Here is a 25,227-nt window from a genome sequence, read left to right on the forward strand (position 1 = left end):
CTATGACACCGTCACTGCCCACCGTCCCGCTCGGGACGACCGGGATGGAGATCACCCGCGTCGGCCTCGGCGCGTTCGCGATCGGCGGCCCTGCCTGGTCCTATGGCTGGGGAGCGCAGGACGACGACGACTCGATCCGCACCATCCGCGCGGCGGTGGATCGCGGGATCAACTGGATCGACACGGCGGCGGTGTACGGCCGCGGCCACTCCGAGGTCGTCGTCGGTCGCGCCCTGCGCGATCTGCCGCAGAACGAGCGGCCCTGGGTCTTCACCAAGGGCGGACTCGTGTGGTCGGAGGACGACGCGCTGCAGACCGGCGAGCGCAAGGTGGGCGATCCCGCCTCGCTGCGGCGCGAGGTGCAGGACTCGCTGCGACGGCTTCAGGTCGAGCAGATCGACCTTTACCAGATGCACTGGCCCGCCGAGGACGGATCCGAGGTCGAGGACTACTGGGGCGCTCTCGTCGAGATGCGCGACAGTGGACTGCTGAAGGCGATCGGCCTCTCGAATCACGACGTCGCCCAGCTGGATCGCGCCGAGGCCATCGGACATGTCGACACCCTCCAGCCGCCGTTCTCGGCCATCTACCGCGACGCGGCGGCCGACGTGCTGCCGTGGTGCGCGCACCATGCGACCGGCGCGATCATCTACAGCCCGATGCAGTCGGGCCTGCTCACGGGGCGCATCACCGAGGAGCGCGTGGCGCAGCTCCCCGCCGACGACTGGCGCTCCCGGCATCCCGACTTCTCGGGCGATCGCCTGCGGCAGAACCTGCGGGTGACGGCTGCGCTCGCCGAAGTGGGCGAGCGGCACGGCATCTCCACCGGGGCAGCCGCGATCGCCTGGGCGCTAGTCTTCCGGGGCGTCAGCGGCGCGATCGTGGGGGCGCGGACGCCGGAGCAGATCGACGGCTGGGTGAACGCCGGGTCCGTGGAACTGACCGCCGACGACATCGCCTCCGTGGCTCGTGCGATCCGCGATTCCGGAGCGGGGTCGGGCCCGGACGCGCCTCGCTGAGGAGTCTGCTCCGCGCAGACGGGTCCCGTCCCTCCCGAGGGGGGCGGGACTCCCGCCGAGCCTGCGGATGCCGGACACCTACCCCTGCTAGCTTGTCCGTATCCCAGGACGGCAGTGCGGAGCAAGACCATGAAACCAACGTTCGACGTGAGATCCGCTCCGGAGCGGCAGAACGTCATCCTCGACGTCGCCCGACGGGATGGACGCGTCGGCGTCCGTGAAATCGCGGACGTCCTCGGCGTGACCGCCGAGACGGTGCGCAAGGATCTCGACGCGCTGCAGGCGAACGGGCTCATCCGTCGCGTCCATGGCGGGGCGCTCGCCCTGGAGAGCCTGGCGTTCGAGCCCGGGCTGCACAGCCGCACCGCGCTGCGCGAGGAGAAGACGGCGATCGCCTCCGCCGCCCTCTCGATGCTCCCGTCGGAGGGCGTGGTCCTCATCGAGGCGGGGAGCACGACGTACCGGCTGGTCGAGCTCGCGCCGCCGGACCTCCGCCTCACCGTGGTCACGAACTCCCTGCCGATCGGGATGCTGCTCAGCAGTCGTCCCTCGTGCACCGTCGTGATGATCGGCGGAAGGCTACGTTCCGTGACCATGGGCACGGTCGACGCCCTCGCGGTGCGGGCACTCGCCGACCTGTACGTCGATGTGGCGTTCCTCGGAACGAACGCCCTGAGCGTCGAGAAGGGGCTGACCACGCCCGACTTCGCGGAAGCTGAGGTGAAGCGCGCGATGCTCGGTTCCGCGCGTCGGTCGGTGCTGCTGGCCGATCACAGCAAGCTCGGCACGGTCTCTCTGTGCAAGTACGGCGACCTCCGCGATGTCGACACGGTCATCACCGACGACGGCGCCTCGGAGGAGGATGTGGCCGCCCTCCGCTCGGAGGTCCAACGCGTGATCGTGGCTCCGACTGTCTGACCGACACCAATCGGGTTCGTTTTTTATTTGCTTGATCGTCTATCGGTTGTTTTAGACTGGTCTCACCACTTTGAGAGCGGTCGATGTCGAGCGTCTCGGCGTCTGCCATCGTCCGCCGCAGAACCACGCCTCCCACGGAAGGTCGAGCATCGGATGGAAGAAGTAGCCGTCGTCGGCTTGGGTGCAGTCGGCAGCATGGCCCTCTGGCGCCTCGCCTTGCGCGGGGTCCCCGTCGTGGGCTTCGAACGTTTCGGCCCCGCGCACAGCCGCGGATCGTCGCACGGCGAGACCCGGATGAACAAGATCATCGGCGACCAGCCCGCGCCCTACAAGCCGCTCGCGAAGCGCGCCGACGAGCTGTGGCACGACCTCGAGCGGGAGACCGGTCTGGAGCTCGTGGTCGAGAGCGGGGGCCTCGTCATCGGCCCGAAGCGCGGTCCCTACGTGACCCGGGCCCGCCGGCTCGCCGAGGCGCAGTCCATGCCGTACGAGGAGATCGACGCCGCCGAGGTCCGCCGGCGCTACCCGGCACATGCCGTCGAGGACGGCGACGTCGCGCTCGTCGACCCGCACGCCGGGTACCTGCGCTCCGAGGACGGCATCCGCGCCGCCCTGACCCGCGCCGAAGCCCTCGGAGCGGAGACGCACTTCGGCGCCGCCGTCCGTCTGGTCAGCGATGACGGCGCCGACGGGGTGCTGCTGAGCATCGACGGGGTGGAGCGTCGTTTCCGCCGCGTCGTGCTGAGCGCGGGCGCCTGGATCCCGCAGGACCTCCCCGGCGCCGTGCCGGTCGCTCCCGTGCGCATCAACGCGACGTGGTTCCGCCCCGAGGGGGGCGACGTGCCCCTCGACGCGGAGCACTTCCCCGTCTTCATGCGCGAGCTGCCGGACGGACGTATCGGCTGGGGCTTCCCGCAGGTAAGCGACCGCGGCGTGAAGATCGGGCTGCACGGCCGCTACGGCACCCCGGTCGCCGATGCGACCGCCAACGACAGACCGGTCGAGGCCGCCGAGGTGCGGGCGATCTCCGCGTACGTCCGCGACGCGTTCCCCGGCCTCGAATCGCTGCCGTCGACGGCTGTGCCGTGCATGGTCACCTGGGCTCCCGACGAGACCTTCGCGATCGGCTCCCCGCGAGACTGGCCGAACGTCGTCGTGATGTCGGCGTGCTCCGGCCACGGGTTCAAGTACGCCCCGGCATCCGGCGAGCTGGCCGCGCAGCTCGCTCTCGGGGAGGAGCCGTACGCGGACATCTCCGCGTTCGATCTGACGCGGTTCGAGCCCGAGCAGGAGGCCCGCGCATGACCCTGTCGATGGAGCAGATGACCGGCACGAACTTCCTCTACCAGCGGTTCACGTTCGCCCGCTTCCTCGACGACATGGAGACCCTGGGACGGCGGAAGCTCGAGCTCTGGGGCATCGCCCCCGAGCTCTACGTACCGGCACTGTCCGACCAGGACGTGTCCCGCATCAGCGCGGCCATCAGCGAGCGCGGCATGGAGGTGCACTGTTTCACGCCAGAGCAGATCATGTACCCGATGAACCTGGCGTCGGAAGCGCGGTGGGAGCGCGAGGGTGCCGTCGCCACTTACCGCCGCGCCGCCGAGATCGCGGCGGGACTCGGCGCCCGGTTCCTGTTCCTCGTGCCGGGGACCGGTCGCGAGGATCTGCCCCGCGACGAGGCCTGGGAGCGCTCGGTCGAAGGACTCGCGGAGGTCTCTGCATACGCCGCCACGCTCGGGATCGAGTGCCTGCTCGAACCGCTCCAGCGTCGCGAGTCGAACCTGGTCAACGACGCCGAGTCGCTGTCGGCGATGCTCGGCGACGTCGACAGTCCGAATCTGTTCGTCGTGATCGACACGGTCGCCATGGCCTGCGCGGGGGAGGACATCGCGCGGAGCTTCCGCGTGCTCGGCGACCGCATCCGCCACGTGCACCTCATCGACGGCACCCCCGCCGGGCACATGCCCTGGGGCCGCGGCGAGCTGCCGCTCGCGACCTACCTGGAGCAGCTCGACGCCGCCGGGTACTCGGGCATGATGACCCAGGAGCTGTTCGGCTCGCTGGATGCGCTCGACCCGCTGCCTGCACACCGCGAGAGCCTCGAGCGCATCGAGGCGACCCTGCGCGCGATGTCATGAGATCGATCGTCATCGGGGCGGGATTCGCCGGCCTCGCCGCGGCCACTCGTCTCGCCGCCGCGGGCCGGGACGTCACCGTGCTCGAGGCGCGGGGCCGGGTGGGCGGGCGTGCCTGGTCGGAGAAGCTGGGCAACGGCGTCGTCGTGGAGCGCGGCGCGGAGTACATCTTCCCCGGAGAGCACGCCGTACGCGCGCTCGCTGCGGAGTTCCGGGTGCCGATCGTCTCGCATGGCGTCTCGTACGAGCGGCGCACGCTCGACGGCCGGCGGATCTCCTGGCCCGATCTCCTCGACACCGAGCGACGGGTACACGTCGCGGCGCACCACCTTGCGGCGGAGCGATCGGAGGCGTCGGTGCAGGACGCGTTCGCGGCGGCGCTCGGAGAGGAGTTCGCGCGGCATCCGTTCGTGCGTCGCTTCCTCACCTCCGTCGCCGCGAGCGCGGACGAGATCGGCGTGCACGCGCTGCTCGGCTCCGACCCCGAGAAGCTGATCGACGACGGCGGGCGGCTGCTCGGCGGCAACCAGAGCCTCGCGACCGCGATGGCGGAGGCGTTGGGCCACGCGGTCCGGCTGTCCTCGCCCGTCGTCGCGGTGCGGCTAGGGTCCGCAGAGGTGACCGTGGTCACCGCGGGCGCGGAGCGCTTCGCCGCCGAGGAGCTGGTGATCGCCGTCCCGCTCCCGCTGCTCGACGAACTCGGAATGGACTTCGCGCTTCCGAAGGGCATCGTCGAGGCGCTCGCCATGCGGGGGATGGGCGATGCCACGAAGTGCGCTGTGGCGCTCCAGAGGGATGTCGAGGACCCGGCGGTGCAGTCGCCGTCTGAGTTCTCGTGGAGCTGGCAGTCGCGCGACGTTTCCGGAACGGCGCGGGTACCCGCGTTGACCGGGTTCACGGGTGGACCCTCGGCGGCGCGCTACGCCGGACCGGACGGCGGGGATCTGTGGCTCGACGACGTGCGCGAGCTGCGTGGCGACCTCGAGACCTCCGGCGCTCCCCTGGTCACCGCCTGGAGCCACGACCCCTGGGCTCGCGGCGCCTACAGCCACCCGCTGCCCGGCTGGCACTCCCGCGACATCGTGGCGTTCGACGAGGTGATCGGAGGCCGGGTGACCTTCGCCGGAGAGTACATCTCGACCGCCGCGAGCCTCGACGGCGCGGCATCCTCCGGGCGTGCCGCGGCCGAGCGGCTGCTGCGGCGTCGTGATGCGCTGCGCGCGCCGTAGGTCATGATCGACCCTCGCACGGGCGCTCCGCGACCGTGCGGTAGCCTACGAGGCGTGTCCCGCCAAGCCCCGACCCTCGTGGAGGTCGCCCGCGCGGCGGGCGTCTCCACCGCGACCGCGGCTCGTGCGCTCGGCAACTACGGACGCGTCAAGGACTCCACGCGGGAAGCGGTGAAGCTGGCCGCCGAGCGTCTGAACTACCGTCCGAACGAGCTCGCGCGCAGCATGATCACCGGCCGCACGCGGTCGATCGGCGTGATCTGCGGCGACGTGCATATCCCGTTCTTCGCGGGCGTCGTGCGAGGCATCACCGACGTCGCCCGCGGCCGCGGCTACACGGTGCTGATCACGAACAGCGACGAGGACTGGGAGACCGAGGTCGAATCGCTCGGCATCCTCGAGAGCAGCCGCGTCGACGGCATCATCATCTCGCCCAGCGACCCGAACCGTGTCGACCACCTCCGGCACTGGGGCGAGGGCGGCCGGCCGCTGGTCATGGTCGACCGCGCCAGCGCGCGGTTCGAGACGGATGCCGTGGTGATCGACGGGCCGACGGCCATCGAGGCGGCGGTCATCCGCCTCTTCGACCTCGGGCACGAGCGCGTCGCCATCGTCGGGGAGTTCTCCCCGGACTCCGAGGTCGATCGGCTGTTCGAGGCCCTCGGCTCGGAGGTCGACGGGGTGGGCGCGTTCGACTTCTCGCCGAGCATCACGCGCCTGATCGGCTACGTGCGGGCGCACCGCACGCGCGGGATCCCGCTGGACGAGTCGCTCATCGTGCGCAGCGGCGCGTACTCGATCGACGCGGCCGAGCGGGCGACCACGGCGCTGCTCGCCGGTGACGCCGCTCCCACCGCGATCGTCACGACGGACAACTCCATGTCGCTCGGGGCGTACCGCGCCGTGCGCAGCGCCGGCCTCCGCGTGCCGGAGGAGCTGTCCTTCATCGGATTCGACAATCAGGACTGGACGGAGTTCGCGGCGCCGGGCATCTCGGTGATCGATCAGCCCTCCTATGCCATGGGGCAGGCGGCGGCGCGCATGCTCCTCGACCGGGTCGACGGCATGGACGCCCCGGCCCGCATCCTCACAGAGCCCGCGACCTTCATCGAGCGCGGCTCGGTCGCTCCGCGCGGCTGAGACGCGTCGGGCGCCTCTTCGCTACCGGACCGAGTCGGCGCGGGATCGTCAGGATCGGACCCGATGGTTACCGATCCGTGACCGTCTGGTTTCTTGACGTCGTCCGGACGCCTCTGTTAGTTTTCATCGAAAGTGAGAACGTTCTCACAAGATGATCTCCCGGAAGGTTCGCAATGACTAAGGTGCTCACGCCGCTTCGCCCGATCGAGGCCGACCTCGTCTCCACGCTGGAGGGCGCCGTCTCCCAGCGAGGTCTGACGCAGCAGATCGCCGCCGACGTGCGCGGGCGCGGCATCACCCGCATCCTGTTCGTCGGCATGGGTGGCTCCTGGGCCTCGTCGGTGCCGGTCGCCCTGCAGTTGCAGCTCTCCCGCCTCCCGATCCCGACCTTCAACCTCAACGCCGCCGAGTTCAACGCCCAGTACGTACTGAACGTGGGTGCCACCGACCTCGTCGTCGCAGCCTCGCACTCCGGCGGCACCCCCGAGACCGTCCTCGCCGCCCAGACCGCCAAGGAAAAGGGCGCACTCGTCGTCTCCCTTGCGATCGGCGCCGACAACGACCTCGCCGCGGCCGCGGACCACTCCCTCGTCTACGGCAGCGACCGCAGCATCACCAGCGCCAAGTACGTGCTGCTGACCGAGCTCGCGTACTCGATTCTGGAGGCCGCCGGCATCTCCGACGACGTCGAGGCGGGGCGAACCGCTCTCGACGGCATCCCGCAGGCGACGCTCGACGCGACCGAAGCCTACGAGGATCACCTGGCCGAGATCGCCGCCTCGTACGGATTCGCCGACAACGTGTTCGTGCTCGCATCGGGCAACCTCACGGGCCTCGCCTACCTGCTCTCGGTCTGCTACCTCGTCGAGATGCAGTGGAAAAAGTCCACGCACTTCACCACCGGCGACTTCTTCCACGGCCCGTTCGAGCTCGCGCAGAACAACCAGCCGTACATCCTCTTCTCGGGCCAGGACGCCACGCGTGCTCACGCCGAGCGGGCGATCACGTTCCTCGACCAGTACAACGCCAACTACCGGGTGCTCGACGTCGCGCAGTTCGAGCTGCCGGGCATCGAGGCGTCCAGCCGCGCCCTCGTCCAGCACATCCCGACGGCCTCGATCACGATGCGCCTGGCCGACCACTTCGAGTCCGTGACCGGGCACGACCTGGACGAGCGTCGCTACATGCACCGGGTCGCGTACTGATCCATGACGCTCTCGATGTGCGCGATCGGCGACAACGTCCTCGATCGCTATCCCCAGGAAGGGCTCGCGTTCCCCGGAGGCAGCGCGACCAACGCTGCGGTGTTCGCGAGCCGCCTGGGGGTGTCGTCCGCCTACATCGGCATCGTCGGCTCCGACGCCAGCGCCCGATTCATCGAGGAGTGCCTCGAGGCGGAGGGCGTGGACGCCTCGCGCGTGCAGCGTCAGGATGGCCCGAACCCGACGACGGACGTTGTGGTCGACGACGACGGCAACCGCCGATTCATCGCCCACACGCCGCCCGAGGCGACGCTGCGCCTGAGGGATGACGACCTGCAGTTCCTGCGGGGGGTGGACTGGATCCACACGGGTCACAGCAGCTATGTGGAGCACGAGCTCGACCGCATGGCGACGCTGGCTCCGATCTCCTTCGACTTCTCGAAGCGGGATCTGGACTACGCCGCTCCGCTGCTGCCGCTGGTCGCCGTCGCCACGTTCTCGCGGGACGACGTCGCGTACGACGAGTGCGTCGAGCTGCTGCATGCGGCCGTCGGACTCGGCGCGGGGTTCGCGCTCGTGACGCGCGGTGCGCAGGGCGCCGTCGCGATGACGCAGGGCACGGTGGTCGAGCAGGCCGCGAAGCCCACCCGGGTCGTCGACACGATCGGGGCCGGCGACGCGTTCCAGACCTGCCTGCTGACGGAGCTGCTGCGGGGCCAGGACCCGCAGGCCGCTCTGGACTCCGCAAGTTCGTTCGCGGCTGAGACCTGCACCTATCGTGGATCGTTCGGCCACGAGCGGATGCTGTCGGAGTTCGCGACGAGGGCCGGTAATGGCCCTATTGACAGGGCTTGAATTAACGTGTTTATCTTTGTTTCAGTTTGTTTTACCAGCGGCGCAAGGTAGCGCCGGGGGCTTGGAAAGCGTGATCGGAACCCGCTGACACGCGCGAAAGGTGAGGTATGCAATGAATGCACGAATGAGGAAGGGGCTCGCCGCCACCGGTCTGGCGCTGACGACCGCCGTCGTCCTCGCCGGATGCTCGACGGGCGGCGACGCAGGAGCCGATCAGGAGCTCGACCTGGCACCCGCGGTCGCCGGCGAGATCGAGTCGGACGTTCTCGACGGCATCACGCTCGTCTACGCCGGGAACGGCGGCATCACCCAGGAGGGTCAGGACACGGCGATCTGGCAGCCGTTCGGCAAGGAGTCGGGCGCCGTCGTCGAGCAGGACGCCTTCGAGCTGACGAAGCTGCGTGCGATGGTCGACTCCGGCAACGTGGACTGGAACATGGTCGTGTCGTCGGCGATCGAGGTCGAGCGTTACTGCGGCGAGCTCTACGAGGAGATCGATCCCGACAAGGTCGACCTGTCGAAGGTGCCCGAGGGCACGCTGGCCGGTGACTGCATGGTTCCGAACATCTTCTACGGCTACGTCGTCGCGTACAACGCCGACACGTATGGCGACAACGCCCCGCAGACGGCGGCCGACTTCTTCGACACCGAGAAGTTCCCCGGCAAGCGCGGTGTTCCCGTGACGCCGTGGATGGAGGCTCCGGCGGTCGAGTTCGCGATGGTCGCGAACGACGCAGACTTCGACGACCTGACTCCGGAGGACTTCACCGCCGGTCTCGAGGCCTACAGCGCGCTGGGCTCCGACCTGGTGCCGTGGACCAGCGGTGCGCAGTCCCAGCAGCAGCTCGAGAGCGGCGAGGTCGACATGGCCCTCGTCTGGAGCGGTCGGGGCTATGGGGCGGCCAACGCCGGCGCACCCATCGTGCCGATGTGGGGCGAGTGGGTCATCGCGGTCGACGGCATCGCGGTGCCCAAGGGCTCGGCGAACGTCGACGCGTCGTTCGCGGCGATCAACTACATGCTCGGCGCCGACCAGCAGGCCGCAGCGAGCGAGCTGACCTCGTACGCACCGGTCAACGTCGACGCGAAGCCGGCGGTGTCCGAGCCCCTGACCGACTGGCTCGTCTCCGACCACCTCGACACCGGTCACGCGGTTTCCATCGACTACTGGGTCGAGAACTGGGACCAGTTCTCCGCCGAGTGGGCCGACTGGGTCGCCGGGAGCTGACACACGTGAACGTCACGGCGAACCAGACCGAGACCGAGCGCATCCAGCTCGTCGGCAAGGCAGGCTCCGGTTCACCGCGCGGACGGGAGGGGTGGCGCGACGCATCGCGTCACCTCTTCCTCACAGCGCCGGCCTTCCTGCTCATCACGCTGTTCTTCATCTTCCCGATCATCGTGGTGATCGTCGTGAGCGTGACCGACCCGGAGTTCGGCTTCCAGAACTACGCCTGGGTGTTCACCTCGCCGCTCGCGCTCAACTCGGCGCTGACGACGTTCGTGATCTCCCTCAGCGTCACCCTCATCTGCCTGCTCCTGGCCTACCCGTACGCGTATTTGATGACCATCGTCTCGGATCGGACGCGGGGGATCATGACCATGCTGGTGATGGTGCCGCTGTGGACCAGCATCCTGGTCCGCACGCTGGCCTGGGTCGTGCTGCTGCAGGACTCCGGCCCCATCAACGCGTTCTTCGAATCGGTCGGCATCGGGCACGTGCAGCTCATCCGCACGCCGCTCGGCGTCGCGATCGGCATGGCCCAGGTGCTCATGCCGTTCATGGTCATGCCCCTCTACTCCTCGCTGTCGCGCATCGAGCCGAGACTCGTCCCGGCCGCGCAGAGCCTGGGTGCGAAGCCGCTCGTCGCGTTCTTCAAGGTGTTCCTGCCGCTCTCGAAGCCGGGCATCTTCTCCGGCTCCATCACCGTCTTCATCCTGGCGCTCGGCTTCTACATCATCCCGTCTCTTCTGGGGTCGCCGAAGGACCCGATGTTCCCGTCGCTGATCCAGCTCCAGGTGAGCGGATTCCTCCAGTGGGGGCGCGGTACGGCCCTCGGCGTGTGCCTGCTGGCGGCGGCGCTGCTCGCGCTGTTCCTGGTGACGAAGCTCACCAAGAGCGGCTTCACGATCCCGGGAGCGCAGAACCGATGAGACTCAAGAGCGTCCTCTCCGTCTTCGCTGTCATCCTCGTCGCGTGGCTGATCCTGCCGACGCTGGTGCTCGTGCCAATCTCGTTCAGCGAGAAGGCGTCGTTCAACTTCCCGTCGCAGGGATTCTCGTTCCAGTGGTACGAGAACTTCTTCAACGACCGCTCCTGGGTGCGCTCCACCGTGCTGTCGCTCCAGATCGGCCTGACAGTGACCGCGATCTCCGTGGTCGCCGGGACGCTCGCGGCGTTCGGCCTATCGAAGCTGCGGTTCCGCGGCCGCTCCCTGATCGAGAACTACCTGCTGACACCGATGATGGTGCCCGGCGTGGTGCTGGCGATCGGCCTTTACTCGGTCTTCCTCCAGTACGGGCTGCTGGGGACCTTCGCCGGCTTCGTCCTCGCGCACACCGCCCTCGCACTGCCGCTCGTGATCCTCAACGTCGGCACCAGCATCCAGGGGCTCGACAACCGCCTCGAGCTCGCCGCGGCGAGCCTGGGCGCGAACCGCGTCACGACGTTCTTCAAGGTCACTCTGCCGCTGATCGCGCCCGGTGTGATCGCGGGCGCCGTGTTCGCTTTCGTGACCTCCTTCGATGAGGTCATCGTCTCCCTGTTCATCCAGTCCCCGGGGCTCCAGACCCTTCCCGTCAAGATCTACCGAAGCGTCACGCAGGACACCGACCCGACGGTGGCTGCGGTCGCCGTGCTGGTGACGGTGCTCTCCGTCGTCATCATCGGCATCGCGCAGTCCCTCACCGGACGCAAGAGAAAGGCTCGGTCATGAGCAACACCTCGATCAAGGCCGCCGTCGTGGACGGCGCGCAGGACGCAGATGCCGCGCGCGCCGATGCGAGCAGGGGCATCACGCTCCTCGGCCTGGAGAAGAAGTACGGATCGACGGCGGTCGTCAAGTCGATCGACCTTGAGATCCGCCCCGGCGAGTTCATGACGTTCCTCGGTCCGAGCGGCTCGGGGAAGACCACGACGCTCAACATGATCGCCGGCTTCACGACCGCGTCGAGCGGCAGGTTGGAGATCGACGGACGCTCGGTCGCGAACGTTCCCCCGCACAAGCGCGACATCGGCATGGTGTTCCAGAGCTACGCGCTGTTCCCGCACATGGACGTGTTCGCGAACATCGAGTTCCCCCTCCGCCGTCGCCGGGTGCCGAAGGCGCAACGCACGGCCATGGTGCGGGACGCGCTCGAGATGGTGCGCATGACGGAGTACCGGGACCGTCTTCCCTCGGAGCTCTCGGGCGGGCAGCAGCAGCGCATCGCCCTGGCCCGCGCCCTGGTGTATCAGCCCGAGGTGCTCCTTATGGACGAGCCTCTCGGCGCGCTCGACAAGAAGCTGCGGGACTGGCTCCAGTCGGAGATCAAGCGCATTCACCAGGAGGTGGGGTCCACGTTCGTCTACGTGACGCACGACCAGGAGGAGGCCCTGTCGCTGTCCGACCGCATCGCCGTGTTCAACAACGGCAACATCGAGCAGGTCGGGACGGGCGAGGAGCTGTACGAGCGCCCGAAGACCCTGTTCGTCGGCACCTTTTTGGGGGAGTCGACCGTGTTCCGCGGCACCGTCGTCTCGCGTGACGCCGGCGAGGTCGACATCCAGTCCGGCCCCGCCCTGCTGCGCGCCCGAGGAACGATCGAGGGCGACGACGCGGCGATCCTCGTCCGTCCCGAGAACCTCCGGCTGCTCCCCGCCTCGGCCGTGCGCGCCGCCAGCGCGACGGGCGACGGCGTGGAGGTCACGGTGCTGTCGGCGACCTACCTCGGTTCGGCCTGGCGCCACACGGTGCGGCTGCCCGACGGCAGCACCGGCCTCGTCCGCGGGCCGCGAACGAGCGACGACCTCGCGGTCGGCGACCAGGCGTGGCTCGAGTGGGACACGGCGAACGCCGTGCTCCTCCCCGCCGACTGACCATCCCACCGAACGGACGACCACTGTGACACTCGACGCCTCGCAGATCACCGGAACGAACTTCGTTTACCAGAACTTCGCCTTCGAGCGCTGCCTCGACGACATGGTCGAGCTCGGGCGCGAGCGCATCGAACTGTGGGGAATCGCGCCGCACCTGCACATCCCGGTCGCGACGGATGCCGATGTGCGGCGCCTGCGTCAGCAGATGTCCGATCGCGGGCAGCGGCTGTACTGCTTGACCCCGGAGCAGGTGATGTACCCGGTGAACCTTGGGTCGGACGTCGGGTGGCTGCGCGAGTCCAGCATCGCGATGTTTCGCCGCGCCGCGGAGATCTGCGCCGAGCTCGACGGAGAGGTGCTGTTCCTCACGCCGGGGCGTGGCCGGGAGGACGAGGACCCTGCCGAGCCGTGGAAGCGCTCGATCGACGGTCTGCACCAGGTCGTGGAGTATGCCTCGACCCTCGGCATCCGCTGCGTCGTGGAGTCGTTACAGCGCAGCGAGTCGAACCTCGTCTTCGATCTCGAGTCGCTGGTGCGCCTCGACCGCGACGTCGACCACTCGAACATGACGATCGCGCTAGACACGGTGGCGATGGCCGCAGGGGGTGACACGGTCGAGGGGTACTACGCGGCGTTCGGCGACCGCATCACCCACGTGCACCTCGTCGACGGCGCACCCTCCGGGCATCGCGCCTGGGGTGATGGCGAACTGCCCCTCGCAGATTACCTGCGCGTTCTCGAACGGCACGGCTACGACGGGATGATGTCGTTCGAGATCTTCGGTGCGGCGTACTCGCGGGAGCCGCTCGCCGCGCACCGCCAGTGCCAGGATGCCGTGAGTGCCGCCCTGGCGTCCTGGCCATAGACAAGCCCAGCCGCGACTTCACGTATGTGAGGATGACGAGGCTGAGAAACTGCGGCCGATGCCACCAACTTCGACGGGAGGAATGCCATCGCGATCGGTCGCACCGAAGCACTGCGTGGCGGCGAGCGTTAGGGAAGCACAGTTGAGCCAGACACGGGTCGGGTCATCGGGGAGCGCGACACGTTGACCGTTTCCGCCTTTGGCTTCGGCATCAACGAGGTAGTCGGGCCTGACGGCGTGGGATTGACGAGTCGAACTGGCCGCCGCGCAGATCGATCCTTTACTGCTGCAAGGAGGTTGTTGGCTTGGGCGGATGCCAGTTGCGGTCCCCGGAACTGCGGTGTGTCAAGGTTTCCGGTTGGCCCAGGCCTAAGAGCGTCAGCGACTTACGGCGTCGATGATCCGTGGGGGAGAGGGGCGGGCGCGGAGAGCTGCGGCCAGTGGCCGGAGCCGATAGCGAGCCCCTCGATGTCCTGGATCGCGTGGTGTTGTCCGTCGCCAACGCCGCGCCGTTCCGACGGCAGCAAGACTGGACAATCGAAGAGTAGCCCCGTTTCGCGCCAGGTGAACGAGAATCAGTCGAACTGTTGCACGCAGGGTCAAATAGTTTGAGCGATATGCCGGGTCTTGGAAAGGACTAACGTGCGCAAACACGCGGGTCAACTGTACGATCCCGGGTCGGCTCCAGTGACGACGTACAGTCCACCAGCACATCGCTGCGGTGAAGGCCCCCGGTGCGGCTCCTCGAGAGCGGCACCGGGGGCCTTCGCATCCTCGCCTGCGCACCGAAGAGGCGGGAGAGTGTCGTTGCTCGCGTCCCTGCCGCTCGGGGCCGTAGAGTCGAGGGATGGGAACCATGCAGTACGGCTCCGGCAGCGAGATCCAGATCGAGGACCGCGCCCTGGCCCATCTGAAGGTCGCGATCGCGACCAAACTCCGTCGGAACGAGAGCTTCACGCTGTCCTGGCGGCACCCCGAGGGCGACGTCCCTGGGCGCTCGACGATCTGGCTGCATCCGTCGATTCCGCTGCGCTTCACCTTCGGGGAGCCGGAGACGCCGGAGCTGAACGTCAAGTGGGTCCAGGCCCTGATGGTCGAGGCGAGCTCGTCGGGAGGCATCAGCCTCGTGGACGAGGTCGTCGACGGCCCGGCCGACTGAGCGCTTCCGCTACTCGGCGGGGTACGCCTGTGCGGTGAGCTGCCGCGCGAGGTGCGCCGCGTTGCGCGTCGCCGTCGCGATCGCAGAGCTCACGGCCTCCGGCGTCTCGTCGAGGTCCTTGTAATCCACGGTCTGCATGGCCTCGCCGTTCCAGTAGACCGAGGTCTGCGCGGGGATCGTGTAGCCGATGTCGTTGAGCGCCTGGAAGAGGATCGCGGAGATGTGGTGCGCGCCGTCCTCGTTGCCGAGCACCCCGGCGAGGGCGACCTTGTCGAAGAGGATCGGGCGTCCCTGCTCGTCCGTCTCGCTGAGCTCGGCGTCGAGGCGCTCCAGCACGCGCTGCGCGACGCTGGAGTGCTGGCCCATCCAGGTGGGCGTGACGAACACGAGGATGTCGGCGTCCAGGACGCGCTGACGCAGGGTCGGCCATTGGTCGCCTTCTCCCATGTCCTTCTCCACGCCGGGGCGGATGTCGAAGTCCACGGCGCGGACGAGGTCGCCCGTCACCCCGTGCTCGCCGAGGTCGTCGAGCAGCTGGCGCGCGAGCAGATCGGAGCTCGACGACGCGGGGGAGGGCTTGAGCGTGCAGGAGATCGCGAGGGCGGTGAGCGGAGTGTCCATGCTCCGACCCCACCAGAGATCCGGGCGGAGGCACAGGGCCTTTCCGCGTCCGGGCTATCCTGGTAGAGCACCGACGACAGGAGATCCCGTGATCCTCAGCTTCCTCTTCTTCATGATCATGTTCCTCGGAGGCTTCTGGCTGCTGGGGATCGCCCACGAGATGCCGGACACGCTCGCCGCGCTCACGTTCGTCGGCGGCATCCTGCTCGTCTCGCTCGCCCTCGGGTTCGCGATGCGCCAGCGCGGATCCGCGACTCGCCGCTCCAAGAACTGGACCGGCAGCCCGACCGAGTGACCACCGCGGGGCCGCGCCCCGCGTTCACCGTCGCCGGGCGAGCCTCGCTTCGAGGTTCGCCCGCACCGCCGGCCACTCCGGCTCGATGATCGAGTACTCCACGCTGTCCCGCAGTGCACCGTTGCGGTAACGGCTCATCGCTCGCATCACACCGTCCTGCTTCGCACCGAGCCGCTCGATCGCCGCGCGGGACTGGAAGTTCACCCACTGGGTCGTCAGGCCGACCCGGAAGACGCCGAGCGTCTCGAACGCATGCCGCAGTAGCAGCAGCTTCGACTCGGCGTTGGTGCCTGTGCCGTGCGCGGACGGGCGGTTCCAGGTGTAGCCGATGTGCAGCCGGGGGACGTCGGCGACGATGTCGTAGTACGACGTCAGGCCGAGGATGCGCCCGGCGGCGTCGAAGGCCGTGAACGGCACCATCTCGCCGGAGGTGACGAGGCCGAGACGGCGGTCGACCTCGGCCGCGACGCCCTCCGGCGCCGGAACCGAGGTGTACCAGGCGTTCCTCCACAGGTCGCCCTCCGTGACCGCCTCGATGAGACCGTCGACATGCGACCGGTCGAGGGGACGCAACTCGACGAGCTCGCCGGTGAGAGTGACGGGGGCGGGGGTCTGGAGGAAGGCCATGGGGCCATTCAACCAGCGCCGGGGGCCCTGCCCGGTCGTCAGGCAGCCGTGACGACCGTTCCCTGCCGTCGGAGCAGGCGCTGGAAGGCGAGGACGATCTCGATCGTCACGTCCAGTTCGAAGGCCAGGCTCGCCACGTGCGGTCCGCGGAGCTCCTCCGCCGCGGCATAAGCCGCCGGAGTGATCAGGCGCCGGGCGGCCCACTCGTCGGCCTGTCGCTCCTGCCGCGCGCGGACGGCCGGCTGCCGGGTCGGCTGGTGACCGAGGTGCGCGTGGCCGAGTTCGTGGGCGAGGATGCTGCGCGTGGTCCGTCGGCTCATCCCGGGAGCGAGCCGGATCGTGCGTGTCAGGGGCTGGAAGCCGCCGGGGGTCGCCCCGGCACGTTCGATGACGCGGAGTCCGAGGTCGTCGGCCAGGCGGAGGAGCTGCTGCATGGGCCTCCGTCCGGTCGATCTCGTCTACTCGTAGAGGTCGTCGGTGTCCGTGTCGCGGGTGGATCCGGATTCGAAGGCGACCTCGCGGGCATTATCGCGCGGGGTGGCGACATCGGTGCGGCGCCGGAGGGGAGTGACGACCGCCGACATGCCGTCGGCTGCCAGGCGCTCCTCGGCGCGGGCGACGAGCACATGCGGTTCCACGCCGAGCGTGGCGCACACCGCGTAGACCACGGGCACGGGGATCGAGCGCTTGCCGGTCACGTAGTTGTCCAGGGCGCTCCGGGCGATGCCCACGTCGCGCGCCATGGCGGCGATGCTGCTGCGCGCGGCCGCGATCTCCGCACGCATCTGACGGCCGACCGCCTCGTTGAACTGTTCGGCTGCTGTCTTCATCCGGCTCACCTTAGCAGCGAGGCGAGCGCAGGATGCCGTCATATCGCCTTGTTTTCCTCGGCGGAGTGTCCGTGCGTGAAGGTATCGTAGGCGCATGGGGACAGAATTGCGTCATCTGATGGCATCGGCGGTAGAGGCCGCGCGGCTGCACGCCGGAGTGTCGTTCATCGAGCTCTCGGAGCAGACCGGGATCGCTCCGGCCGCGCTGGGCGACCTCTTGGAGGAGCGAGCGGATTTCACGATGGAGGATGTGGCGGGGATCGCCGCCGCCCTCGGCGTCCCCGTGACGCGGCTGCTGCCCTGCGCGCCCTGAGATGATGCTCGCCCGCGCCTCGGCCGGGGCGGTGCCATGAAGTAGCGTGGGCGCATGAAGACCGTTTCCTTCGGATCGACGACCGCTCCGGCCCTGATCGCCGGGATGATGCGCATCGACAGCCTCGACGACGAGCAGATCCGCGACCTGTACCGGACGGCACGCGACGCGGGGATCGACTTCTTCGATCACGCGGACATCTACGGCGGGCGGATGCACCACTGCGAAGGGCGGTTCGCCGATGCCCTGCAGCTCGGTGCCGCGGAACGGGACGAGATCGTGCTGCAGACCAAGTGCGGCATCGTGCCGGCGCAGGGCATGTTCGACTTCTCCTACGACCACATCGTCGGGCAGGTCGAGGGCTCGCTCGCGGCCCTCCGCACCGACCGCATCGACGTCCTCCTGCTGCATCGGCCGGACGCCCTGGTCGAGCCGGACGAGGTGGCCCGCGCCTTCGATCACCTCGAGTCCTCGGGCAAGGTGCGGGCATTCGGGGTGTCCAACCACACACACTCGCAGATCGAGCTGCTGAAGACCGCGGTGCAACAGCCCCTGGTCGCGAACCAGCTGCAGCTGTCCCTCACGCACGCGCCGATCATCGCGCAGCCCGTGGCGGCGAACATGGCGGGCCATGACCAGAGCATCGGACGCGACGGCGGGGGCATCGTCGACTACTGCCGGATCCACGGCATCACCGTGCAGGCGTGGTCGCCGTACCAGAGCGGCTTCGGCGGCGGCGTCTTCCTCGGGCACCCGGACTACCCCGAGCTCAACGCCGTGATCGAGCGTCTGGCGGAGGCCCATGGAGTCACCCCGACAGCGATCGCCACGGCCTGGATCACCCGGCACCCCGCCGGAATGCAGGTCGTGCTCGGGACGACGACACCGCACCGCGTCCAGGAGGCGGCGGCCGGGGCGGAGGTCGCGCTCACCCGTGCCGAGTGGTACGAGCTGTTCCGCGCCGCCGGACACCTGCTGCCGTGACCCCTCCGCTCCGATCCGCGCGTCGTCTACCCTGAACCCATGCCGTTCCTGTTCTCGCTCCTGGTCATCGCGCTGATGATCGGTGCGCTGATCGACATCATCACGCGCGACGACGCGCAGGTGAAGTACCTGCCGAAGATGATCTGGATCATCATCGTGATTTTCCTGCCATTGATCGGCAGTGCGCTGTGGTTCGCGATCGGCCGGGAGTACGGGGACGCCGGCGTCCCGCTCCCGCGGATGCGGCGCGCCGAGCGCCCGGCGACCCCGACGGCCGCGGTCACGCGCCCCGCGCCGCCGGTCGACGTCCGCTCCACCGAGCAGCAGATCGCGGACCTCGACCGGGAGATCGAGGAGTGGCGGCTCCGCGAGGAGATCGAGAAGCGTCGTCGGGAGCGCGGAGACGACGCTCTTCCTTCGTCCTAGCCGCCGAGCGGTCCGGCCTGCCAGGATGCCGTCATGAGCATCCTCGTGAACGTCGACAACTTCACCCTCGCCGAGACTCACCGCATGATGCGCGATCTCCAGAAGGAGGCCGGGGGTGTGGATCGGTTCCTCCACAACAGGGCTCCGGCCGCGATCGACCGGCAGACCGTGATCCGGCTGAACCGGGACACCCTGTACAGCTTCGCGGTCCTCGACATCAGCGAGGGGGCGACGTTCACCATCCCGGAGCACGGCGACCGCTACCTTTCGGCGATGGTCGTCAACGAGCACCATTACGTCGATGCGATCTTCCACGAGGCGGGCGAGCACACGCTGTCGGTGGCGCAGTTCGGGACGCCGTACGTCGTGCTGGCCGTGCGCATCCTCGTGGACCCCGCGGACCCGGCGGATGTGGCGGAGGTGGGGGCGCTGCAGGATCGCATCGCGCTGCACGGCGGTTCCGCCACGCCGTTCGCGATGCCGGCCTACGACACCGTCAGCCTCGACGAGACCCGCCAGGCGCTGCTCGCGTTGGCGCGGAACCTGCGCGGCTTCGACCGCATGTTCGGCAGCGAGGACGAGGTCGATCCGGTGCGGCACCTCATCGGCACGGCGGCGGGCTGGGGCGGGCTGCCGTCATCCGAGGCGAGCTACATCGGCGTCGACCCGCGTCTGCCGGTGGGCCGGTACGAGCTCACGGTCGGCGAGGTGCCGGTCGACGGTTTCTGGTCGATCTCGGTGTACAACGCGGACGGCTTCTTCGAGCCGAACGATCGCGACGCGTACACGATCAACGACATCACCGGCGTCCGTAACGACGACGGCACGATCACCGTCCGCTTCGGCGACCATCCGGAGGGGGTGCCCAACGTGCTGCCGATCACGGAGGGATGGAACTACCTCGTTCGGCTCTACCGCCCCCGCCCCGAGGTGCTCGACGGCAGCTGGACGTTCCCGACGCTCCACGAGTCGGCCTGACGGCCTCTTCGCGCGGCCGCGGTCAGGCCGCGTGCGCTCGGGGATCCGCGTCCGCCGCGGCGAAAGAGGCGCGGACGGCTTCCTCCAGGTCCGGGTGGCGGAAGGTGAAGCCGGCGGCCGTGAGCTTCTCGGGCAGGACCCAGCGGCTCTTCAACACGAGCTCGGTCTCCGTGCGGATGCCGATGGCGCCGAGCTCGAGCATCCAGCGCGGCATCGGCGGGCCGATCTTCGCCCCCAGCACGCGGCGCACGGTGGACATGAAGGTGACGTTGTCGACGGGGTTCGGTGACGCCGCGTTGACGGGGCCGTCCAGAGCCGGGGTCTCTTCGAGGAAGTCGATGATGCGCGCCACATCCTCGATGTGGATCCAGCTGAAGCGCTGCCGACCGCCGCGGGCGCCGGGCAGGTGTGCGGTGCCGGCGGCGCGGCGTCCGGGGCCGACGGGCCAGAACCCGTCGTACTGCGGGCCGCCGAGGCCCAGCCGGGTGAGGGTGCGGAGCGGTTCCAGCACGCCACCGTCGCCGAGGACGATCGCGCTGCGGAGCGCCACGCGGCGAGTCCCGGGAAGGGCATCGGCGAACAATGCCCGCTCCCACGCCTTGGCGACCTCGACCGAGAACCCGGTGCCGATCTCGCCGGTGGACTCCGTCATGGGCCGGTCCTCGGCATGCCGGTAGATGGTGGCCGTCGAGGAGTTGACCCAGAGCGGCGGCGGGGTGGCTGCGCGGGAGATGGCGCGGCTGAGGGCTGCGGTCGTGTCCAGCCGGGAGCGGAAGATCTCGGCCCGGTTGCGCGGCGTATAGCGGCAGTTCACGCTCTTGCCCGCCAGGCCGATCACGAGGGACGCCCCGTCGACGGCGGCGTCGATGCCGTCCTGGTCAACCCAGGTCAGGTCGCTTCCGGAGCGGGAGATCGTGACGACCCCGCGGCCGGCGTCCCGCAGGCGCGCCGCGAGGTACCGCCCCATGAAGCCCGTCGCTCCGCCGATGACCACCCGGTCCGTGCTCATGCGTCGTCGTCCTTCCGATCGGGTTCCAGGATGTAGCTGAAGTCGCCGCGGTATTCGTAGAGGCGCCCGAGGAGCGGCGCATCCACGGTGAGCCGAACGCGCTGGCGCTCGGCCTCGTCGTCCCAGCGCTCGACGAGCCGGACGACAGGAGCCACGACCCGTGGGATGCGGAGCCGGAAGCGCCCGATACGAATGCCCACTGCGCGGCTCGTCAGGTGCAGGGCCCCCGCGCGGGGTTCCACGTCGAAGCAGGCCACGATGAGGCCGGGCTCGCCGAGCTCGTCGACGATGCGGCCGTGCCTCGTCGGAGCGACGGCGTCGCGCATGACCCACGGACCGTCCGCGAACCGGAACGTGCGCTCGGCGATCGCCCGGGAGGCGATGGTGCGGTTCTCGATGTGGAACGGCACGTCGCGCTCCCAGCGGGCCGCGATCACCCCGCGCCGTTCGAGGCGGCGGAGGAGCGGCCAGAGGGCGCGACGAGGCGTGCCGACGCGCTGGAAGGTGCCGTCGCCGACGCCGACCATCCCGTCGGGCACGGCCTGGAAGTAGGCCCGCAGCCGTGGATGCAGCTCGGTGAGGCGCGCGCCGAGAGCCCTCGCATACGGGGACTGCGGCACGGGCGTCACGCTTCGAGCCTAGCCCTCGGAGGACCCCGCCCGGCCCGCGTCGTCGGTCGGCCGGAGCAGGCGGCCGAGGAGGGCGAGGGCCTCATGCTGGGGAGCGGCGTCGTCCAGGAGCCATTGGGTCTGCAGGCCGTCCGAGGCGGCGATGACGAGGGCGGCGACCGCGAGCGGATCGACGTCCGCGCGGATGTGCCCCTCCGTCTGCTGCTCGCGGACCGTCTCGGCGATGTCGGCGCGCAGGCGCGCGAACCGCTCGGTCGCGAAGGCGCGGGCGGCGGGGTGCCCCTCCTCGAGAGCGCTGGCGACGAGCGTGGAGTAGAGCTGCACCAGACCGGGCACCTCGCGGTTGGCCCTGGCCGACCGGATCATGCCCTCGACGGGGTTCGCGGGTTCCGGGTCGGTCTTCCGTTCCGGCGCGTTGCTCTCGACGTAGACGGCGACGAGCAGCTCCTCCAGCGACCCGAAGTAGTGGGTGAGGGCGGCATGCGTCACCCCCACCTCCTTCGCGATCGCCCGCAGGCTCGTGCGGTCGGCGCCCCGCGCCGCGAACACCTCGATCGCGCGGTCCAGGATCTCCTGGCGGCGTGCGATGCCCTTGGCGTAGGCCCCGCGGGGACGCGGATGCTCGGAGTCGTCGGAAGGCATGCGCCGAGTCTATCGACAAGAAACTTCCACGTGGAGGTATTCGGTGCTAGCGTGCTCGTGGGGGCTCGACGCCCGCCTGTCACCGATGACCCGAGGAGCACGACCGATGACGATCCAGACCTCTCTGCAGCTGTTCACGATCCGCGAGCAGCTGGAGGCCGACCTCGAGGGCACCCTCGCCGCGGTCGCAGCGCGCGGGTTCACCGCGGTCGAGCCCTACGACTTCGTGCGCCGCGCCGAGGCGATGGCCGCCGCGGTGGCGGCCGCCGGGCTGACCGCCCCCTCGGGGCATGCGTTCCTCGCGTCGCCGACCTTTGTGCGCCCGGACGGATCCGGCACGACGGCCCCCGTCCCGCCGCCCGCGGAGGTCTTCGCGGCCGCGAAGACGCTCGGCATGGGCACGGTGATCGACCCCTACACCGAGCCCGCGCGCTGGGAACAGGTCGATCAGATCGTCGAGACCGCCCGGCTGCTCAACGAGGCGGCGGAGATCGGTGCCGAGGCCGGTGTCCGCGTCGGCTACCACAATCACGCGCACGAGCTGGAGGCGGTGTTCGACGGTGTGACCGGGCTGGAGATCCTCGCGGCGCACCTCGACGAGCGCGTCGTTCTGGAGGTGGACCTGTACTGGGTCGCCCGGGGCGGCGTCGACCCGGTGGCCCTCGTGGAGCGTCTCGGCGAGCGCGTCATCGCGGTGCATGCGAAGGACGGGACGCTCGACCCCGCGCTGCTGGACGCGTACCCGCCGGCGGATCAGGTGTCCGCCGGTGAGGGAACGGTGCCGCTGCGGGAGGCGATGGCCGCCGCGCCCGCGCTCGAACTCGCCATCGTGGAGTTCGACCACTACGACGGCGATCTGTTCGACGCCATCGAGCGCAGCCGGGCCTTCCTCGACGCCGAGGCGGCGCGCTGATGGTGCGCGGGGGTGGAGTCGTCGGCGTCGGCCTCATCGGCGCGGGGAACATCAGCGACCAGTATCTGCAGAACCTCACGCGCTTCCCGGACGTGGAGGTGCGGGCGATCGGCGACCTCGTCGAGGAACGGGCACGCGCGCAGGCCGCGACGTACGGCGTGCCGCGGGCCGGCGGTGTCGAGGCCGTGCTCGATGATCCCGACATCGACATCGTCGTGAACCTCACGATCCCCGCCGCGCACGTCGCCGTGTCGGAGGCGATCGTCGCCGCAGGGAAGCACGTGTGGACGGAGAAGCCGCTCGGCGTGGACCGCGAGGAGGCGCGACGCCTGCTGGAGACGGCGGCCGCGGCCGGACTCCGGGTCGGCGTCGCGCCCGACACGGTCCTCGGTCCCGGTGTGCAGACCGCGAAGCGCGCCATCGCCCGCGGCGACATCGGCCGCCCGCTGTTCGGGCAGACGACCTTCCAGTGGCAGGGGCCGGAGATCTTCCACCCCAACCCCGCGTTCCTCTACGCGAAAGGGGCGGGGCCGCTCCTGGACATGGGGCCGTACTACGTCTCGACCCTGGTGCACGTCTTCGGGCCGGTGGCTGCCGTCGCCGCCCTCGGGCTGCAGGGGTCGCCGACCCGCCGCGTACAGGTCGGCGACCGTGCCGGTGAGGAGTTCCCGGTCGAGATCCCGTCCACGCTCAGCGTCCTGATGGACTTCGAAGGCGGCGGTCAGGCGCAGAGCCTCTACAGCACGGACTCGCCGCTGGTGCGGCAGGGGATCGTGGAGATCACGGGAACCGAGGGCACCCTCGTCATCCCCGACCCGAACACGTTCGGCGGGCCGATCACGATCACCCGGCCGCTGTCCCGGCACTTCGTGCCGCCGGAGCCGGTGGTGCAGGAGGTCATCGATGTCGCGCCGGAGGGGGTGCTCGCGGGACGCGGGCTCGGGCTGCTCGACATGGTGCGCGCGATCGCGGAGGACCGACCGCACGTCGCCACCGGCGAGTTCGGATACCACGTGCTCGACACGCTCCTCTCGATCGAGGAGGCCGCGGCGCGGCGCACCTTCGTGGAGGTCGCGAGCACGCTGGATCAGGTGGCGGCGCTGCCCGCGGACTTCGATCCCTTCGCGGCGACGTAGCGGTCCACGTTCGCGGGGGAGAGCACCTCGCGGGCGACCATGATCGCCGCCCCCAGCACCGCCGCACGGTTGCCCGCCTGAGACTGGACGATCGCGAGGTGCTGGGTGGCGAGCGGGATCGAGCGGCGGTAGACCACCTCGCGGACCCCGGCGAGCAGGTGCTCGCCGGCGCGGGCGATGCTGCCGCCCAGCACGATGATCGACGGGTTGAGCAGGTTCACGACGGTCGCGAGCACCTCGCCGACGTCGCGACCCGCTTGGCGGGTGGCCTCGATGGCCGCCGCGTGGCCGGCGCGGACGAGGTCGACCACGTCGGAGGCGCTGTGCACGTCGTGACCTTCGGCGCGCAGCGCGACGGCGAGGGCGGAACCGCTCGCGAGCGCCTCGAGATCCCGTTCGTCGCCCGGCTCCCGCCCCGAGCCGGCGCTCATCGGCACCTGGACGTGCCCCATGTCGCCCGCCGATCCCTGGGCGCCGCGCTGGAGCTGTCCGCCGGCGATGATGCCAGCGCCGATGCCGGTCGAGACCTTCACGAACACGAGGTCGTCCACTCGCGGCCAGCTCGTGGCCTGCTCGCCGAGGGCGAGGATGTTCACGTCGTTGTCGACGAGGACCGGCACGTCGAACGTGCGCTGCACGTAGCCGGGGACGTCGAAGCGGTCCCAGCCCGGCATGATCGGCGGATTGGTGGGGCGCCCGGTGGAATGCTCGACGGGCCCGGGGACGCCGATGCCCACGCCCACGAGGGGAAGGCCGTCGGCGGTCGCGGCGAGCAGGGTCGTCCCCTCCGCGAGGATCGCGTCCAGGAGGGCCTCCGGTCCGTCGCCGATGTCGATCGCGCGGGTGCGCGCGTCCAGGATCACGCCCGCGAGGTCGGCCACGGCGACGGTCGCGTGCGTGGCTCCGAGGTCCACGGCGAGGACGAGACCGGCCCGCGGATTGAACGCGACCCGCGCGGGAGGGCGGCCACCGGTCGATACGGCCTCTCCGGCCGGGCGCAGGAGGTCGGCGGCCAGCAGCGCGTCGACCCGGGAGGCGACGGTGGAGCGAGCGAGCCCGGTGAGGGCCGCGAGCTCGGCCTTGGTGCGCGCGTGGCCGTCGCGGAGGATCTGGAAGATCTCGCCCGTCCCGGGGGAGGGCGTCGCGAGCGGCCTCAGCACGTCAACCATGGCGTCAGTAAAGCACAGCACTTCTCGCAGTCCGCTGTGCGACTTCGGATTC

Annotated in this window: 29 protein-coding genes; 21 read left to right on the plus strand and 8 right to left on the minus strand. The window is 69.7% G+C overall.

Annotation, left to right across the window (positions count from 1 at the left end; all coding sequences use genetic code 11):
- Positions 1-2: 2 nt before the first annotated feature.
- From CYL12_RS00345 to CYL12_RS00410, 14 genes are all read left to right on the plus strand, one after another.
- Positions 3-1,019: an aldo/keto reductase gene (locus tag CYL12_RS00345; protein ID WP_101844506.1), complete on the plus strand. Its 1,017-nt coding sequence runs from the start codon at positions 3-5 to the stop codon at positions 1,017-1,019.
- A 147-nt stretch (positions 1,020-1,166) separates the two neighbouring features.
- Entirely contained in the window at positions 1,167-1,937 is a 771-nt protein-coding gene (locus tag CYL12_RS00350; RefSeq protein ID WP_233486791.1) for a DeoR/GlpR family DNA-binding transcription regulator, read from the plus strand.
- Between the two features lie 153 nt (positions 1,938-2,090).
- Positions 2,091-3,242, plus strand: coding sequence for an N-methyl-L-tryptophan oxidase (gene solA, locus CYL12_RS00355; RefSeq protein ID WP_101844510.1), 1,152 nt, complete (start codon positions 2,091-2,093; stop codon positions 3,240-3,242).
- Complete coding sequence (locus CYL12_RS00360) at positions 3,239-4,078, plus strand: sugar phosphate isomerase/epimerase family protein (RefSeq protein ID WP_101844512.1); 840 nt, start codon at positions 3,239-3,241, stop codon at positions 4,076-4,078. The genes solA and CYL12_RS00360 overlap by 4 nt, the downstream gene beginning before the upstream one ends.
- Positions 4,075-5,304: a flavin monoamine oxidase family protein gene (locus tag CYL12_RS00365; protein WP_101844514.1), complete on the plus strand. Its 1,230-nt coding sequence runs from the start codon at positions 4,075-4,077 to the stop codon at positions 5,302-5,304. Before CYL12_RS00360 ends, CYL12_RS00365 begins: the two co-directional genes overlap by 4 nt.
- A gap of 54 nt (positions 5,305-5,358) precedes the next feature.
- Positions 5,359-6,444, plus strand: a complete 1,086-nt coding sequence (locus tag CYL12_RS00370; protein WP_158297046.1) for a LacI family DNA-binding transcriptional regulator — start codon at positions 5,359-5,361, stop codon at positions 6,442-6,444.
- Positions 6,445-6,617: 173 nt separating this feature from the next.
- On the plus strand, positions 6,618-7,649 hold the full coding sequence (locus tag CYL12_RS00375; protein ID WP_101844518.1) for an SIS domain-containing protein: 1,032 nt from the start codon (positions 6,618-6,620) through the stop codon (positions 7,647-7,649).
- A 3-nt stretch (positions 7,650-7,652) separates the two neighbouring features.
- Positions 7,653-8,501, plus strand: a complete 849-nt coding sequence (locus tag CYL12_RS00380; RefSeq protein WP_101844520.1) for a PfkB family carbohydrate kinase — start codon at positions 7,653-7,655, stop codon at positions 8,499-8,501.
- Between the two features lie 124 nt (positions 8,502-8,625).
- Positions 8,626-9,729, plus strand: a complete 1,104-nt coding sequence (locus CYL12_RS00385; protein ID WP_233486792.1) for an extracellular solute-binding protein — start codon at positions 8,626-8,628, stop codon at positions 9,727-9,729.
- A 5-nt stretch (positions 9,730-9,734) separates the two neighbouring features.
- The gene (locus CYL12_RS00390) at positions 9,735-10,655 is read left to right on the plus strand and encodes an ABC transporter permease (RefSeq protein ID WP_233486793.1); all 921 of its coding nucleotides are present in this window, start codon (positions 9,735-9,737) and stop codon (positions 10,653-10,655) included.
- Positions 10,652-11,437: an ABC transporter permease gene (locus CYL12_RS00395; protein WP_101844524.1), complete on the plus strand. Its 786-nt coding sequence runs from the start codon at positions 10,652-10,654 to the stop codon at positions 11,435-11,437. Before CYL12_RS00390 ends, CYL12_RS00395 begins: the two co-directional genes overlap by 4 nt.
- Complete coding sequence (locus CYL12_RS00400) at positions 11,434-12,579, plus strand: ABC transporter ATP-binding protein (protein WP_101844526.1); 1,146 nt, start codon at positions 11,434-11,436, stop codon at positions 12,577-12,579. The genes CYL12_RS00395 and CYL12_RS00400 overlap by 4 nt, the downstream gene beginning before the upstream one ends.
- A gap of 25 nt (positions 12,580-12,604) precedes the next feature.
- Positions 12,605-13,444 carry a sugar phosphate isomerase/epimerase family protein gene (locus CYL12_RS00405; protein ID WP_233486794.1) on the plus strand — a complete coding sequence of 280 codons (840 nt, stop codon included), beginning with the start codon at positions 12,605-12,607 and terminating at the stop codon, positions 13,442-13,444.
- 847 nt (positions 13,445-14,291) lie between these two features.
- The gene (locus CYL12_RS00410) at positions 14,292-14,603 is read left to right on the plus strand and encodes a DUF7882 family protein (protein ID WP_101844528.1); all 312 of its coding nucleotides are present in this window, start codon (positions 14,292-14,294) and stop codon (positions 14,601-14,603) included.
- A 9-nt stretch (positions 14,604-14,612) separates the two neighbouring features.
- Here CYL12_RS00410 and CYL12_RS00415 read toward each other — a convergent pair whose 3' ends face one another.
- Positions 14,613-15,224, minus strand: a complete 612-nt coding sequence (locus CYL12_RS00415; protein ID WP_101844530.1) for a flavodoxin family protein — start codon at positions 15,222-15,224, stop codon at positions 14,613-14,615.
- Positions 15,225-15,312: 88 nt separating this feature from the next.
- Here CYL12_RS00415 and CYL12_RS00420 point away from each other — a divergent pair, with 88 nt between their 5' ends.
- Positions 15,313-15,519: a hypothetical protein gene (locus CYL12_RS00420; RefSeq protein ID WP_025105563.1), complete on the plus strand. Its 207-nt coding sequence runs from the start codon at positions 15,313-15,315 to the stop codon at positions 15,517-15,519.
- A gap of 24 nt (positions 15,520-15,543) precedes the next feature.
- Here the strand turns inward: CYL12_RS00420 and CYL12_RS00425 are convergent, their stop codons facing one another.
- From CYL12_RS00425 to CYL12_RS00435, 3 genes are read right to left on the minus strand one after another with little or no spacing between them, the layout of a single operon-like run.
- Positions 15,544-16,146, minus strand: a complete 603-nt coding sequence (locus CYL12_RS00425; RefSeq protein WP_101844532.1) for a GNAT family N-acetyltransferase — start codon at positions 16,144-16,146, stop codon at positions 15,544-15,546.
- Positions 16,147-16,184: 38 nt separating this feature from the next.
- A complete protein-coding gene (locus tag CYL12_RS00430) occupies positions 16,185-16,580 on the minus strand; it encodes an ImmA/IrrE family metallo-endopeptidase (protein ID WP_101844534.1) in 396 nt (131 codons plus the stop codon).
- A gap of 24 nt (positions 16,581-16,604) precedes the next feature.
- Positions 16,605-16,976, minus strand: a complete 372-nt coding sequence (locus CYL12_RS00435; protein ID WP_233486795.1) for a helix-turn-helix domain-containing protein — start codon at positions 16,974-16,976, stop codon at positions 16,605-16,607.
- A gap of 118 nt (positions 16,977-17,094) precedes the next feature.
- On the opposite strand from CYL12_RS00435, the gene CYL12_RS00440 reads away from it, so the two are divergent.
- The 4 genes from CYL12_RS00440 to CYL12_RS00455 are packed head-to-tail and all read left to right on the plus strand — an operon-like array spanning position 17,095 to position 19,677.
- On the plus strand, positions 17,095-17,289 hold the full coding sequence (locus CYL12_RS00440) for a helix-turn-helix domain-containing protein (protein ID WP_101848613.1): 195 nt from the start codon (positions 17,095-17,097) through the stop codon (positions 17,287-17,289).
- Positions 17,290-17,343: 54 nt separating this feature from the next.
- Complete coding sequence (locus CYL12_RS00445) at positions 17,344-18,273, plus strand: aldo/keto reductase (protein WP_101844539.1); 930 nt, start codon at positions 17,344-17,346, stop codon at positions 18,271-18,273.
- A gap of 39 nt (positions 18,274-18,312) precedes the next feature.
- On the plus strand, positions 18,313-18,699 hold the full coding sequence (locus CYL12_RS00450) for a PLD nuclease N-terminal domain-containing protein (RefSeq protein WP_101844541.1): 387 nt from the start codon (positions 18,313-18,315) through the stop codon (positions 18,697-18,699).
- 33 nt (positions 18,700-18,732) lie between these two features.
- Positions 18,733-19,677, plus strand: a complete 945-nt coding sequence (locus tag CYL12_RS00455) for a DUF1214 domain-containing protein (RefSeq protein WP_101844543.1) — start codon at positions 18,733-18,735, stop codon at positions 19,675-19,677.
- A 22-nt stretch (positions 19,678-19,699) separates the two neighbouring features.
- Here the strand turns inward: CYL12_RS00455 and CYL12_RS00460 are convergent, their stop codons facing one another.
- From CYL12_RS00460 to CYL12_RS00470, 3 genes are read right to left on the minus strand one after another with little or no spacing between them, the layout of a single operon-like run.
- Positions 19,700-20,686, minus strand: coding sequence for an epimerase (locus tag CYL12_RS00460; protein ID WP_101844545.1), 987 nt, complete (start codon positions 20,684-20,686; stop codon positions 19,700-19,702).
- A complete protein-coding gene (locus tag CYL12_RS00465) occupies positions 20,683-21,315 on the minus strand; it encodes a DUF4166 domain-containing protein (protein ID WP_101844547.1) in 633 nt (210 codons plus the stop codon). Before CYL12_RS00465 ends, CYL12_RS00460 begins: the two co-directional genes overlap by 4 nt.
- Positions 21,316-21,324: 9 nt before the next feature.
- A complete protein-coding gene (locus CYL12_RS00470; protein WP_101844549.1) occupies positions 21,325-21,957 on the minus strand; it encodes a TetR/AcrR family transcriptional regulator in 633 nt (210 codons plus the stop codon).
- 106 nt (positions 21,958-22,063) lie between these two features.
- Between CYL12_RS00470 and CYL12_RS00475 the strand changes: the two genes are divergently transcribed.
- Positions 22,064-22,870, plus strand: a complete 807-nt coding sequence (locus CYL12_RS00475) for a sugar phosphate isomerase/epimerase family protein (RefSeq protein ID WP_101844551.1) — start codon at positions 22,064-22,066, stop codon at positions 22,868-22,870.
- Positions 22,870-24,006, plus strand: coding sequence for a Gfo/Idh/MocA family protein (locus CYL12_RS00480; RefSeq protein WP_101844552.1), 1,137 nt, complete (start codon positions 22,870-22,872; stop codon positions 24,004-24,006). The genes CYL12_RS00475 and CYL12_RS00480 overlap by 1 nt, the downstream gene beginning before the upstream one ends.
- Here CYL12_RS00480 and CYL12_RS00485 read toward each other — a convergent pair.
- Positions 23,958-25,175, minus strand: a complete 1,218-nt coding sequence (locus tag CYL12_RS00485; protein ID WP_233486796.1) for an ROK family transcriptional regulator — start codon at positions 25,173-25,175, stop codon at positions 23,958-23,960. The two genes, CYL12_RS00480 and CYL12_RS00485, sit on opposite strands and share 49 nt — an antisense overlap.
- Positions 25,176-25,227: the final 52 nt, after the last annotated feature.

Origin of the sequence: Zhihengliuella sp. ISTPL4, assembly GCF_002848265.1 — a bacterium.
Classification (GTDB): domain Bacteria; phylum Actinomycetota; class Actinomycetes; order Actinomycetales; family Microbacteriaceae; genus Microbacterium.

Bases quoted from the DNA above. Each gene is read 5' to 3' on its own strand.
- CYL12_RS00475 (WP_101844551.1), top strand. From the start codon at position 22,064: ATGACGATCCAGACCTCTCTGCAGCTGTTCACGATCCGCGAGCAGCTG.
- CYL12_RS00410 (WP_101844528.1), top strand. From the start codon at position 14,292: ATGGGAACCATGCAGTACGGCTCCGGCAGCGAGATCCAGATCGAGGAC.
- CYL12_RS00385 (WP_233486792.1), top strand. From the start codon at position 8,626: ATGAGGAAGGGGCTCGCCGCCACCGGTCTGGCGCTGACGACCGCCGTC.
- CYL12_RS00395 (WP_101844524.1), top strand. From the start codon at position 10,652: ATGAGACTCAAGAGCGTCCTCTCCGTCTTCGCTGTCATCCTCGTCGCG.
- solA (WP_101844510.1), top strand. From the start codon at position 2,091: ATGGAAGAAGTAGCCGTCGTCGGCTTGGGTGCAGTCGGCAGCATGGCC.
- CYL12_RS00450 (WP_101844541.1), top strand. From the start codon at position 18,313: ATGCCGTTCCTGTTCTCGCTCCTGGTCATCGCGCTGATGATCGGTGCG.
- CYL12_RS00435 (WP_233486795.1), bottom strand. From the start codon at position 16,976: ATGAAGACAGCAGCCGAACAGTTCAACGAGGCGGTCGGCCGTCAGATG.
- CYL12_RS00345 (WP_101844506.1), top strand. From the start codon at position 3: ATGACACCGTCACTGCCCACCGTCCCGCTCGGGACGACCGGGATGGAG.
- CYL12_RS00445 (WP_101844539.1), top strand. From the start codon at position 17,344: ATGAAGACCGTTTCCTTCGGATCGACGACCGCTCCGGCCCTGATCGCC.
- CYL12_RS00360 (WP_101844512.1), top strand. From the start codon at position 3,239: ATGACCCTGTCGATGGAGCAGATGACCGGCACGAACTTCCTCTACCAG.
- CYL12_RS00400 (WP_101844526.1), top strand. From the start codon at position 11,434: ATGAGCAACACCTCGATCAAGGCCGCCGTCGTGGACGGCGCGCAGGAC.
- CYL12_RS00455 (WP_101844543.1), top strand. From the start codon at position 18,733: ATGAGCATCCTCGTGAACGTCGACAACTTCACCCTCGCCGAGACTCAC.
- CYL12_RS00480 (WP_101844552.1), top strand. From the start codon at position 22,870: ATGGTGCGCGGGGGTGGAGTCGTCGGCGTCGGCCTCATCGGCGCGGGG.
- CYL12_RS00365 (WP_101844514.1), top strand. From the start codon at position 4,075: ATGAGATCGATCGTCATCGGGGCGGGATTCGCCGGCCTCGCCGCGGCC.
- CYL12_RS00470 (WP_101844549.1), bottom strand. From the start codon at position 21,957: ATGCCTTCCGACGACTCCGAGCATCCGCGTCCCCGCGGGGCCTACGCC.
- CYL12_RS00425 (WP_101844532.1), bottom strand. From the start codon at position 16,146: ATGGCCTTCCTCCAGACCCCCGCCCCCGTCACTCTCACCGGCGAGCTC.
- CYL12_RS00375 (WP_101844518.1), top strand. From the start codon at position 6,618: ATGACTAAGGTGCTCACGCCGCTTCGCCCGATCGAGGCCGACCTCGTC.
- CYL12_RS00430 (WP_101844534.1), bottom strand. From the start codon at position 16,580: ATGCAGCAGCTCCTCCGCCTGGCCGACGACCTCGGACTCCGCGTCATC.
- CYL12_RS00415 (WP_101844530.1), bottom strand. From the start codon at position 15,224: ATGGACACTCCGCTCACCGCCCTCGCGATCTCCTGCACGCTCAAGCCC.
- CYL12_RS00380 (WP_101844520.1), top strand. From the start codon at position 7,653: ATGACGCTCTCGATGTGCGCGATCGGCGACAACGTCCTCGATCGCTAT.
- CYL12_RS00440 (WP_101848613.1), top strand. From the start codon at position 17,095: ATGGCATCGGCGGTAGAGGCCGCGCGGCTGCACGCCGGAGTGTCGTTC.
- CYL12_RS00485 (WP_233486796.1), bottom strand. From the start codon at position 25,175: ATGGTTGACGTGCTGAGGCCGCTCGCGACGCCCTCCCCCGGGACGGGC.
- CYL12_RS00460 (WP_101844545.1), bottom strand. From the start codon at position 20,686: ATGAGCACGGACCGGGTGGTCATCGGCGGAGCGACGGGCTTCATGGGG.